The sequence below is a fragment of the Phenylobacterium sp. genome, assembly GCF_036495085.1.
In the GTDB taxonomy this organism is placed as follows: Bacteria; Pseudomonadota; Alphaproteobacteria; order Caulobacterales; family Caulobacteraceae; genus Phenylobacterium.
Genome location: NZ_DASXNL010000097.1, coordinates 1 through 11,372, shown reverse-complemented (window position 1 = coordinate 11,372; position 11,372 = coordinate 1). Strand labels below are relative to the sequence as shown.

At 66.6% G+C, this 11,372-nt stretch carries 10 protein-coding genes; 7 read left to right on the top strand and 3 right to left on the bottom strand.

The window, feature by feature from the left end; genetic code table 11:
• From VGI62_RS11385 to VGI62_RS11355, 7 genes are all read left to right on the top strand, one after another.
• On the top strand, positions 1-2,655 hold a 2,655-nt coding region (locus VGI62_RS11385), incomplete at its 5' end, for a glutamate synthase-related protein (protein ID WP_331504605.1).
• 28 nt (positions 2,656-2,683) lie between these two features.
• Positions 2,684-4,135 carry a glutamate synthase subunit beta gene (locus VGI62_RS11380; RefSeq protein ID WP_331504604.1) on the top strand — a complete coding sequence of 484 codons (1,452 nt, stop codon included), beginning with the start codon at positions 2,684-2,686 and terminating at the stop codon, positions 4,133-4,135.
• A gap of 70 nt (positions 4,136-4,205) precedes the next feature.
• Positions 4,206-5,060 carry an SMP-30/gluconolactonase/LRE family protein gene (locus VGI62_RS11375; protein ID WP_331504603.1) on the top strand — a complete coding sequence of 285 codons (855 nt, stop codon included), beginning with the start codon at positions 4,206-4,208 and terminating at the stop codon, positions 5,058-5,060.
• 168 nt (positions 5,061-5,228) lie between these two features.
• A complete protein-coding gene (gene galE, locus VGI62_RS11370) occupies positions 5,229-6,281 on the top strand; it encodes a UDP-glucose 4-epimerase GalE (protein ID WP_331504602.1) in 1,053 nt (350 codons plus the stop codon).
• A 352-nt stretch (positions 6,282-6,633) separates the two neighbouring features.
• Positions 6,634-7,743 carry a glycosyltransferase gene (locus VGI62_RS11365; RefSeq protein ID WP_331504601.1) on the top strand — a complete coding sequence of 370 codons (1,110 nt, stop codon included), beginning with the start codon at positions 6,634-6,636 and terminating at the stop codon, positions 7,741-7,743.
• 153 nt (positions 7,744-7,896) lie between these two features.
• Complete coding sequence (locus VGI62_RS11360; protein ID WP_331504600.1) at positions 7,897-8,127, top strand: hypothetical protein; 231 nt, start codon at positions 7,897-7,899, stop codon at positions 8,125-8,127.
• Positions 8,128-8,156: 29 nt separating this feature from the next.
• Positions 8,157-8,537: a helix-turn-helix transcriptional regulator gene (locus VGI62_RS11355; RefSeq protein ID WP_331504599.1), complete on the top strand. Its 381-nt coding sequence runs from the start codon at positions 8,157-8,159 to the stop codon at positions 8,535-8,537.
• A gap of 153 nt (positions 8,538-8,690) precedes the next feature.
• Here the strand turns inward: VGI62_RS11355 and VGI62_RS11350 are convergent, their stop codons facing one another.
• The 3 genes from VGI62_RS11350 to VGI62_RS11340 all read right to left on the bottom strand — a co-directional run bounded on the left by VGI62_RS11350 (position 8,691) and on the right by VGI62_RS11340 (position 11,265).
• Positions 8,691-8,840 carry a hypothetical protein gene (locus tag VGI62_RS11350; protein WP_331504598.1) on the bottom strand — a complete coding sequence of 50 codons (150 nt, stop codon included), beginning with the start codon at positions 8,838-8,840 and terminating at the stop codon, positions 8,691-8,693.
• A gap of 255 nt (positions 8,841-9,095) precedes the next feature.
• Positions 9,096-10,730 carry an AMP-binding protein gene (locus tag VGI62_RS11345; protein ID WP_331504597.1) on the bottom strand — a complete coding sequence of 545 codons (1,635 nt, stop codon included), beginning with the start codon at positions 10,728-10,730 and terminating at the stop codon, positions 9,096-9,098.
• Positions 10,731-10,803: 73 nt separating this feature from the next.
• A complete protein-coding gene (locus VGI62_RS11340; RefSeq protein ID WP_331504596.1) occupies positions 10,804-11,265 on the bottom strand; it encodes an Lrp/AsnC family transcriptional regulator in 462 nt (153 codons plus the stop codon).
• Between the last annotated feature and the right edge of the window lie 107 nt (positions 11,266-11,372).

The window sequence follows — 11,372 nt, the reverse complement described above, 5'->3', positions numbered from 1 at the left end:
CTGCGCATGCAGACGGGCCTCGTCATCGAGACCGGCGAAGCGCGCGAAGTGCACCATTTCTGCGTGCTGGCCGGCTATGGCGCAGAGGCCGTGAACCCCTACCTGGCGTTCCAGACCATCGAGCAGCTTCGCACCGAGAACGGCCTGGCGCTCTCCGCCTATGATGTCCGCAAGAACTACATCAAGGCGATCGGCAAGGGCGTCTTGAAGGTGATGTCCAAGATGGGCATCTCCACCTACCAGTCCTATTGCGGCGCCCAGATCTTCGACGCGGTCGGCCTCTCCTCGAGCCTGATCGGGAAGTACTTCACGGGTACGGCCTCCACCATCGAAGGCGTCGGCCTGCCCGAGATCGCCGGCGAAGCAATCCGTCGCCACCGCGACGCCTATGGCGACAACCCGATCTACCAGAACATGCTCGATGTCGGCGGCCAGTACGCCTGGCGGTTACGCGGCGAGAGCCATGCCTGGACGCCGGATTCGGTATCTCGCCTGCAGCATGCCGTGCGTGGAAACCTGCCGGACGACTATCGCGCGTTCGCCCGCGACATCAACGAGCAGTCCGAGCGGCTCCTGACGCTGCGCGGCCTCATGCGCCTAAAGCCCGCCGACAAGCCGATCGCGCTTGCCGACGTCGAGCCGGCGGTCGAGATCGTCAAGCGTTTCGCCACCGGCGCGATGAGCTTCGGCTCGATCAGCCGTGAAGCGCACACGACCCTGGCCATGGCCATGAACCGCATCGGCGGGCGCTCCAACACCGGCGAGGGCGGCGAGGAGAGCGATCGGTTCAAGCCCCTGCCCAACGGCGATTCCATGCGTTCGGCCATCAAGCAGGTGGCTTCCGGGCGCTTCGGGGTGACAACCGAGTACCTGGTCAACGCCGACGACATCCAGATCAAGATGGCCCAGGGCGCAAAGCCGGGAGAGGGCGGACAGCTGCCCGGCCACAAGGTCGACAAGAATATCGCCCGCGTCCGGCACTCGACGCCCGGCGTGGGCCTCATCTCGCCGCCGCCGCACCACGACATCTATTCGATCGAGGACCTTGCCCAGCTCATCCACGACCTGAAGAACGTCAATCCGGCGGCCCGCATCTCGGTGAAGCTGGTGTCCGAGGTTGGCGTGGGCACGGTTGCCGCCGGCGTCGCCAAGGCGCGCGCCGACCACGTGACCATCTCCGGATTCGAGGGCGGGACGGGGGCCTCACCGCTCACCTCGCTCACCCATGCGGGCTCACCCTGGGAGATCGGCCTCGCCGAGACCCAGCAGACCCTGTTGCTCAACGGGCTTCGCACCCGCATCGCCGTGCAGGTGGATGGCGGGCTGCGCACCGGTCGCGATGTCGCCATCGGGGCCCTCCTGGGCGCCGACGAGTTCGGCTTCGCCACGGCGCCGCTGATCGCCGCCGGCTGCATCATGATGCGCAAGTGCCACCTCAACACCTGCCCGGTGGGCGTGGCGACGCAGGACCCGGTGCTGCGCGCGCGCTTCACCGGCCAGCCGGAGCACGTGATCAACTACTTCTTCTTCGTGGCCGAAGAGTTGCGCGAGATCATGGCCGAGATGGGGTTTGCGACGGTCAACGAGATGATCGGCCGCGTCGACCGCATCGATCTGGATCCGGCCGTAGACCACTGGAAGGCGCAAGGGATCGACCTTTCGCGCATCCTCTATGCGGCTCCCGCCGAAGCAGCGAAGGGTCTGTGGAACCAGGACCGGCAGGACCACGGTCTCGGCAAGGCTCTGGACAACGTCCTGATCGAAGCCGCCGGGCCGGCGCTCGAAAGCGGCAAGCCGGTGCGCGGCGAATATCCGGTGCGCAACGTCAACCGCACGGTGGGCGCCATGCTCTCCGGTGAGGTCGCCCGCCGCTACGGCCACGCTGGCCTCCCCGACGATACCATATCGCTCAGCTTCCGCGGCAACGCCGGCCAGAGCTTCGGCGCCTTTGCCGCCCGCGGCGTTTCGCTGGAGTTGATCGGCGACGCCAACGACTACGTCGGCAAGGGCCTCTCCGGGGGCCGGGTGGTCGTGCGCCAGCCGCCCGAATCCCGGCGCGAGCCCACCCGCAACATCATCGTCGGCAATACGGTCCTCTACGGCGCCATCGCCGGCGAGGCCTATTTCGAGGGCGTGGCGGGCGAGCGCTTCGGGGTGCGCAACTCAGGCGCCGTCGCGGTCGTCGAGGGCCTGGGCGACCACGGCTGCGAATATATGACCGGCGGCGTGGTGGTCGTCCTGGGCGACACCGGACGCAACTTCGCGGCCGGAATGAGCGGCGGGGTGGCTTACGTCTACGACCCGGCCGGCCGGTTCGATGCGCTCTGCAACAAGGCCATGGTCGAGCTGGAACGTCTCGCCCCGGCAACGCCGGGCGCGGCCAACAGCGCCGAGGAGGCGCATCGCCCGACCCAGCGGCCCGTCTCGGTGGACAACAACGGCATGGGCGACATGCTGCGCTTCGACGCCGAGCGACTGCGCATCCTGATCGAGCGCCACCATCTCCACACCAAGAGCGCGCGCGCCGCCGAGATCCTGGCCAACTGGGATCAGGCGCTGGGCTCGTTCGTGAAGGTGATGCCCACCGACTACCGCCGCGCGCTCCTCGAGCTCACCACCGACCGCAAGGCGGCCGCCGCCGTCGCTGCGGAATAACCACCCCAAGTCCTGGAGTATATCACCGATGGGCAAGCCCACCGGCTTCCTCGAGATCGAGCGCAGCGACCGCACCTACGACAAGGTGGGAGCGCGCCTGAAAACCTGGAAGGAATTCGTCCAGCCCTTGCCGGCGGCGCAGGTGAGCCAGCAGGCGGCCCGCTGCATGGATTGCGGCATTCCGTTCTGCCACCAGGGCTGCCCGGTCAATAACCAGATCCCCGACTTCAACAATCTGGTCTATCGCGACCAGTGGAAGGCGGCGCTGGAGAACCTGCAGTCGACCAACAACTTCCCGGAGTTCACCGGCCGGGTGTGTCCCGCCCCTTGCGAAGCGTCCTGCACGCTGAACATCGACGACAATCCGGTGACCATCAAATCGATCGAGTGCTCGATCGTCGATCGCGGCTGGGATGAAGGCTGGATCACGCCGCAGATGTCGCCGCGCGGCACCGGCAAGCGGGTCGCCGTGGTGGGATCGGGCCCCGCCGGCCTTGCCTGCGCCCAGCAACTCGCCCGCGCCGGCCATGCGCCCACGGTGTTCGAGAAGTCCGACCGGATCGGCGGCCTGCTCCGCTACGGGATCCCCGACTTCAAGATGGAGAAGGATCTCATCGACCGGCGCATCCGGCAGATGGAGGCCGAAGGCGTGATCTTCCGCGCCGGGTTCGAAGTGGGCGTGACGGTCTCGGTCCAGCGCCTGCTGGACGATTACGACGTCTTGGTGATGGCCGGCGGCGCCGAGGCGCCGCGCGATCTGGAAGTCCCGGGCCGCGAGCTGGCGGGCGTGCACTACGCCATGGATTTCCTTACCCAGCAGAACAAGCGCAACGCCGGCGATGACGAACTGATCGCCGCGCCCGGCGGGGCGATCTCGGCGGCGGGCAAGCACGTCGTGGTGATCGGCGGCGGCGACACCGGCAGCGACTGCATTGGGACGTCCAACCGCCAAGGCGCGCTCTCGGTCACCCAGCTCGAGATCATGCCCGAACCGCCTGCGCGCGAGAACAAGGCCCTGACCTGGCCGGACTGGCCGCTCAAGCTGCGCACCTCCTCTTCGCAGGAAGAGGGCTGCGAGCGCGACTTCGCCGTTGTCACCCGGCGCGCGATCGGCAAGGACGGCCACATCACGGCGTTGGAATGCACCCGTGTGGAATGGCTGGCCGGCGCGGACGGACGCATGCAGATGCGCGATGTCGAGGGCGCTGCTTTCACGCTGAAGGCTGATCTCGTGCTGTTGGCCATGGGCTTCACCGGCCCGCGGACGGCAGGCCTGGTGGAAAGCGGCGGCGTCGATCTCGATCCGCGCGGCAACGTGGCTGCCAACGTCGTCAACTACCAGACCTCGGTGCGCAACATCTTCAGCTGCGGTGACATGCGCCGCGGCCAGTCGCTGGTGGTCTGGGCGATCCGCGAGGGTCGTCAGTGCGCACGCGCCGTGGACGAGCACCTGATGGGCGCCTCGAAGCTGCCGCGCTAACGGGCGGCCGCTTCATCGCGCTGCGGCGTTCCTTAGGGTTCTTGGTTAGGCTGGCGGCGGAGGCTCTTGAATGAACGTGCGCTGCGTCGTGAAATCCGGCGACCGCCTGGGGGAGGGCCCCTGCTGGTCGCCTGGCGAGGGCCGGCTCTACTGGTTCGACATTAAAGGCAAGCGGCTCGCCTGGTATGAGCCGAAGACCGATGACCGGGGCGCCTTTGACCTCGGGGTGCGGGCAAGCGCGGCGGTTCCAAGACGCAAGGGCGGCCTCCTGATCGCCACCGAAAAGGGCCTGGCGATCTGCGACCCTGACGCCGGGACCCTGGAGATCGTGCAGCCCTTCGACCTGCCGCCGGGGTTTCGCACCAACGACGGCAAGGTCGACCTGGAAGGAAACTTCTGGTGGAGCGTCATGGATGACGACCACGGAAAGCAGCACGGATCTGTCTTCCGCACGACGGCGGCGTTCGAAACCCAGCGGGTGCTGAGCGGCATCCACATCCCCAACACGCTCTCCGTCAGTCCCGACGGCACGCGGCTCTATGTGGCGGACTCCAGGCTGCAGACCATCTTCGCCCACGAGACGGCTGACCTGACGAAGATGACGGCCTTCGCCCATACCCGCGGAACATCGGCTGCGCCCGATGGCTCGGCGGTCGACGCCCAGGGCTATCTGTGGAACGCCCAGTGGGGCGGGCGGCGCCTGGTGCGCTATGCGCCCGATGGAAAAAGAGATCAGGTGATCCCCATGCTGGTGGACCAGCCGACGAGCTGTGCGTTCGGCGGCGAGGACATGACGACGCTCTTCGTGACCAGCGCCTGGGACGGGCTCACGGCGCAGGCTCGCGCCGGCCAGCCGCTGGCCGGCAGCCTCTTCGCCGTCGAGACCGGCGTGAAAGGACTGGCGCTGCCGCTCTTTGAGGGGTGAGCTGATCCGCCCTTCTGAAGCAGGCCGATAGGGGCGTCGACCTCGATTTCCCGGTCGGCAAATCATCCGCGCACGTCACCCGCGAATCCCACTGATGCCGAGCGCGCCCGGCGGCGCCCGGCGGGCCTTAACTGGAACTTGAGGCCTGGCGGCGTCACTATCGGTTCCATGGATCGCGGAAAGAAGCCCTCCGTGCTGGTCACCGGCGGGGCGGGCTATATCGGAGCGCACACGGCCAAGGCCCTTCACGAGCGGGGCTTCAGGCCGGTGGTGTACGACAATCTGAACTCGGGCTTTCGCGAGGCGGTCCGCTGGGGACCTTTTGTCCACGGCGACATCCGCGATCCCGTGGCGTTGGGCGAAGCGATCGAGGCCCACGGGGTCAAGTCGGTGATCCATTTCGCCGGGCTGATCGAGGTGGGACGCTCGGTGACCCATCCGGATCTTTTCTGGGATGTGAACGTCTCGGGGACCACGACGCTGCTCACGGTCCTTCGGGAACGCGCGGTGGGGCGGCTGGTCTTCTCATCCAGCGCCGCGGTCTACGGCCAAGGTGCAAGAGGCGCGTTGGAAACGATCGCCGAGACCGCCGAGAAGGCGCCGGCCAGTCCATACGGCGACACCAAGCTCGCCGCCGAGTGGCTTATCCAGGCGCAGTGCCGCGCCTATGGGCTGAGCGCAGTTGCGCTGCGCTACTTCAACGCCGCCGCCGCCGATCCCTCAGGCGTGATCGGCGAGGCCCACGAGCCCGAAACCCACCTCATTCCGCTCGCCATTGCCGCCGCGATCGGGGACGGCCGGCCGCTCACCGTCTTCGGCCGGGACTTCGAGACGCCGGACGGCACGTGCCTGCGCGACTACATCCACGTCAGCGACCTTGCCGCCGCGCACGTGGCCGCCCTCGAGGTCGATCTCGCCGCCGGCGCATTTGAGCCGGTGAACGTGGGCACCGGGGAAGGCCGCTCGGTGAGCGAGGTCGTAGAGGCCGTCGGCCGCGCTGTCGGCCGTCCCGTCCCGCACAGTGTGGGCGCCCGGCGGGCCGGCGACCCGCCGAGCCTCGTCGCCGACCCGCGCCGTGCGCAGGACCTCCTGGGCTGGAGCGCGCAGCGCTCGGCGCTTGAGGACATCGTCGCCGATGCGCTTCGCTGGGAGCGCAATCCAGCCTACGGCTCCGGTCTCAGGGGTTCTGCTGGTCGCCGCAAGTCGAAGTTGACGCTCTAGACAGTCCGGCTTCCGCCATGGATTGAATAATTCAATCGAGTAACCCGGTATCTCACGCGCTATATTGTAGAGCGTGGCCGTTCGAGGCTGTCGCGCGGAACCTTCCAGGGCGTCTCGGAGTTCTCATTGCGGGGTTGGCATTGCGGGGTTGGTATTTCAGCTTCTGAGGAAGGTCGCGCCCTTGAACACCCAATGGGTTCCAAGCGCGGATTGCGCTGCCCCAGCCCCAACCCATTTCTTCGGGCCGCGTTCCCGCGGCCGACAGACCCTGATCTGCTTCTCCCGGCATCGCTGGAGTTCGATCCACCAGCGCTCACACCAGCTCATGGCGCGCTTCGCCAGAGGGCGCCGCGTGATCTACTGGGAGGAGCCCGTCCCCGGTTCGCTTCAGACCTGCCCACGGCTGGACGCTCGCACCTGCGCAGATAGCGGCGTCATCGTCGTGACACCGGTGCTGCCCGAGGGCGGCGCCGGAGCCGAGCGCGACGCAATGCTGGGACTGCTGCTGGACGGTATGCTGGCCGGCTACGGCCAGGACGTGATCCGCTGGTACGACGCGCCGGCAGCGCTCAGCTTTTCGCGGCATCTGGAGGCGATCTGCACCGTCTATGATTGCAGCGACGAGCTCACCGAAACCGGATACGCAAGCTCGCAGCTGAGCCTCCTCGAGGACGAACTGATGGGCGTCGCCGACGTGGTCTTCACAGGCGGCTATGGCCTTTGGGAGGCCAAGCGGGGCCGGCACCACAATGTCCATGCCTTCCCCTCGAGCGTCGATCGCGCGCACTTCGCCAAGGCCAGGCTCGCCGGCGCCGAGCCGGCCGACCAAGCCGTCATTCCGGGGCCGAGACTTGGCTTTCTGGGCGTGATCGACGAACAGATGGACCTTGGCCTGCTGGCGGCCCTGGCCGATGCGCGCCCGCATTGGAGCCTGGTGCTGGTCGGGCCGGTGCTGAGACTTAAATCCGCCGACCTGCCCAAGCGGGCGAACCTGCACTACCTCGGCCCCAAGGCCCACGAGGAGCTGCCCCGCTACCTCGGCGGCTGGGACGTCGCCCTGGCGCCTTTCGTCGTCGACGAGACCACCAGATTCTTAAGCCCCACCCAGACGCTGGAGTATCTGGCCGCAGGCCGTCCGGTTGTCTCGACCCCTGTCGCCGAGGTTGTCACCCTCTATGGCGGCCTCGACGCCGTCGCGGTCGCAGCGACGCTGCAGGAGTTCGTCGCAGCCTGCGAACGAGCGCTCGATCTCGCGCGCTCGAGGAGGTCCTGGCTCAGGCGGGTCGATGCGGTGCTTTCGACGATGTCGTGGGACGAGACTTTCGCGCGCATGAACGCCGAGGTCTGCCGCGCGGGCGGCGTGCGCCGCTATGCCATGGCCGCCGAGCCGCAGGAGCCAATTGCTGAGTCTGCGGAGCCGCCGGCATCGCTGCGGAAACCTTTGGCCCACCTGCTTCACTGACAGGTTTTCGGGGATGTCGGCCGGTGGCTCCTGCGGCCATCGTCGCAACCGCCCGCCGCCTGGTTCAGCCGCGCGGCGACCTCACGGGCGCATCGGCTTGCAATTGGCCGGCCGATGCTCGACGCTCTCTTCGGGAGTCCCTCTGGGGGAGAGATGAGCCAGATCAGTGCGGAGCGTACGCGGACCCTTTCACAGAATCTCGTGGAGTTATTGACCTCTTACGAAGAAGAACTCATGGCGCTCGAGCGCGAAGCGCCGACCATCGGCAAGTTGCGCCGAGCGGTGGGGATCGCCATCGCCGAAGCCTGCTTCCTGATCACTGACCAGGCGAGCCAGGCCGATTGGGCGCCGCCGACGGATGGACCCTCGCGTCGCACTGGTTAACTGTGGTGCGAGTTTGTTTCGGAGATACCATGGCCCGCAATCCGGAGGCCCCAGCTGATCCCATTGATATCGCGGTGGGCGCGAGGATCCGGCTGCTGCGCAGGGTCAGGGGTATGTCGCAGCAGGCGTTGGCCGAGGCGGCGGGCGTAACGTTCCAGCAAATCCAGAAATACGAGCGCGGCGCCAATCGCGTCAGCGCCTCCATGCTCTCGCGCATCGCGACGACCTTGCACGCGCCGGTCTCCGAGATGTTCGGCGAAATCAATCCGGCGAGCGGGGCGATCGACGAGGTCGCGGCCCTGCTGTCCGAGCCTGGCGCGCTTGAACTGCTTCGCGCCTACTCGGTGCTTCCACGCGGCGCGCCGCGCGCGACGCTTGTCGAGTTTGTCCGCAGCCTGAAGCACATCTGACGCTTCGCGCCGGCGATAAGCTCAATCTGGCCGCTTGGCGAAGCCGGCGCAGAAATGCCCAAGGCGCGTGTCATCCGCAGCCGACATTCGATGGCGCCTGAACCTGCGCGCTGATACGCGAGCGCCGCGGGCCAAGCGGCCGACAGGGGCGATCTATGCTGCTCTGACGTAGGCCTCGCCGGACTCAGGGACCTGAGACATCGCACGCGCCTGTTTGAGCCGATGGTTCCGGATCGATGTCTCGGCGACCGGCCAGCCGACCAGGAAGGCGGTATGGGCGACGATTACAACCCAGGCGAGCATGGCGGGACCCCTCAACTCGCAGATGAAGCGGCGAGCACTAGCTCTCCGCCATGACTCGTGGAAAAGAGTCAAGGAAGCAAAAAAGGGCAGGTTTGGGGCAAGAGCGGTAGAAGTGGCGAATAGAATTCTCTGGCAAAGCTTTTCTGCGCGGCCCAGTTGCTTCTATGCAACGCGCCGATGCGAAACATTTGGGCAACAATATATTTCGGTTCGTCACATCACGGTGAAGCTTCGTAAACTATGCCAGAGCTTTGCCTATGCGACGGCGCCCAGCAGCGCCATGGCGCGCTCCTTGATGGCCTTGTAGTCAACCTTGCCGTTCGGAGCCCGGCCGATGGTGTCGACCAGCACGAGGTCTCGCGGCGCCTTGTAGCCGGCGAGCGTCGCGCGGACATGCTCTGAGAGCTCGGCAAGGGTCGGTTCGGCTGCGCCCTCACCCTCGACGACGGCGCAGATCCGCTCGCCGAACCGCGGATCGGGAAGGCCCACGACCACGGCGTCGCGAACGTCGGCGTGGGTCTTCAGCGCCTCTTCGACTTCCTCCGGGAAGACCTTCTCGCCTCCGGTGTTGATGCAGACAGAGCCACGGCCCAGGAGCTTCAGGGTCCCGTCGGCATTCACCTCTGCCCAGTCGCCGGGAACGCTCCACCGCTGGCCTTCAAGGGTCCGGAAGGTTTTCGCCGACTTTTCCGCATCCTTGTAGTAGCCCATCGGCAGGAAACCGGTGACGGCGACCATACCCCGCTCGCCCGAACCTGGCTCGATCCGGCGACCGTCCTCCGAGAAGACGGCGCAGTTGGGTCCGATGACGAACGCAGCGGTTGCGACCTCCGCGCCGGGCGCCGAGGCCGAGAGGCCAAGGCCCACGGCTTCGGACGATCCGAAGCTGTCGAAGATCATGGCGTTCTTGGCGAAGCTCAAGAGACCGCGCTTGTTCTCCTGGCTCCACATCGATCCGGAAGAGCTCATGGACTTCACGGTGGAGAGGTCCCAGCGTCCCGGATTGGCCTCCAGCGCCTCCAGCATGGGTGTCGAGAAGGCCAGGCCCACGATCACGATGGCCGTCGCCTGCAGGCGATCGGTCTCGTCCCAGAGCTCGATGGCGTTGAACCGACGCGAGGGCAGAAATGCCGCCGTACCGCCCTGGTTGAAGCAGATCAGGGTCGAAAACTGCCCGGTCCCGTGCATCAGCGGGCAGGCGATGAGGGACGTGGGGCGGATATGATCCGGCGCCTGGATACGCGCGACGAGTTCCTCGATGGAGGTCGCAGGCGCAATGCCCAGCAAGGCGTTACCGCCCGCGCCGATCACGTTGAAGAGGTCGTCCTGGCGCCACATGACGCCCTTCGGCATTCCGGTGGTGCCGCCCGTGTAGAGCAGCAGAAGGTCATCGCCGGAGCGGCCCCAGGGCGCCTTGACCGGTCGCTGAGCCGGAACCCTGGCGACGATGGCGTCATAGTCCTCCGCCCAGGCCGGGACCGGATGGCCAGGTTCGGCCACGGCGATCCATGCCTTCACACCCGGCAGGCGGCCTCGGATGGCCTCCAGGACCTCGGCGAACCCGGCATGGAAGACGACGGCCTGGGCGTCGGCGTTGTCGAACAGGTAGAACAGCTCTTCGGGCCCATAGCGGTAGTTCGTATTGACCGGCGCGAAGCCGCCCTTGAACGCGGCGTAGTAGGTCTCGATGTACTCAGGGCCGTTGTAGAGGAAGGCGGCGACCTTCGCCTGGTGATCCAGTCCGCTTGCGATCAGGTGGGCGGCAAGGGCGTCTGCGCGTGCATCAAGCTCGCCCCATGTCACAACGCGCTCGCCCTGGATGTGCGCCGGGCGGCCCGGCTGGACGCCGACGATCGCTTCCCACACGTCGGCGAAGTTCCAGGAACTCACTACATCCTCCCGCGACGCCTATTGTTATCGGGAAATTGGCGACCCGCCCGGCAGGGAAGTCAACTCAGGCGGTTCAGATCGGAAGCGCTGTGGTGAACTTGATCTGCTCCATGGCGAAGGAGGAGCTGACGTCCTGTAGCGGCACGGCGGCGATCAGGCGCTTGTAGAAGGCGTCATAGGCGGCGATGTCCTTCACCACGACCTTCAGCAGATAGTCCGTCTCCCCGGACATCCGGTAGAACTCGACCACCTCGGGCAGGGCTGCGGCGGCTTTGGCGAAGGTGCTGAGCCATTCCTCGTCGTGACGATTGGTGCGTACGCCCACGAACACCACCAGGCCCAGCTCCAGCGCGTCGCGATTGAGGATCGCGACACGCTTTTCGATGACGCCGGCCTCGGTCAGCCGCTTCACGCGCTTCCAGCACGGCGTCTGGGACACGAACGCCCTCTCGGCCAACTGGGCGACCGGCAGGGTGGCGTCGTGTTGCAACTCCCGCAATATCCGCCGATCCGTCTGATCGAGAACAACCGACATATGATGCGCCTCCATGAGAGAAGTCTGTTCTACGGCGGCAATCGTTCGCGCGCCATATCGGTGGTTGGTGAGCGTTGGGAAGTAGCGACGCGTTTCGCACCGGCGAT

Coding starts and splice junctions, on each gene's coding strand:
- VGI62_RS11340 (WP_331504596.1), bottom strand. CDS start 11,265: ATGTCGGTTGTTCTCGATCAGACGGATCGGCGGATATTGCGGGAGTTG.
- VGI62_RS11380 (WP_331504604.1), top strand. CDS start 2,684: ATGGGCAAGCCCACCGGCTTCCTCGAGATCGAGCGCAGCGACCGCACC.
- VGI62_RS11360 (WP_331504600.1), top strand. CDS start 7,897: ATGAGCCAGATCAGTGCGGAGCGTACGCGGACCCTTTCACAGAATCTC.
- VGI62_RS11355 (WP_331504599.1), top strand. CDS start 8,157: ATGGCCCGCAATCCGGAGGCCCCAGCTGATCCCATTGATATCGCGGTG.
- VGI62_RS11350 (WP_331504598.1), bottom strand. CDS start 8,840: ATGCTCGCCTGGGTTGTAATCGTCGCCCATACCGCCTTCCTGGTCGGC.
- VGI62_RS11375 (WP_331504603.1), top strand. CDS start 4,206: ATGAACGTGCGCTGCGTCGTGAAATCCGGCGACCGCCTGGGGGAGGGC.
- galE (WP_331504602.1), top strand. CDS start 5,229: ATGGATCGCGGAAAGAAGCCCTCCGTGCTGGTCACCGGCGGGGCGGGC.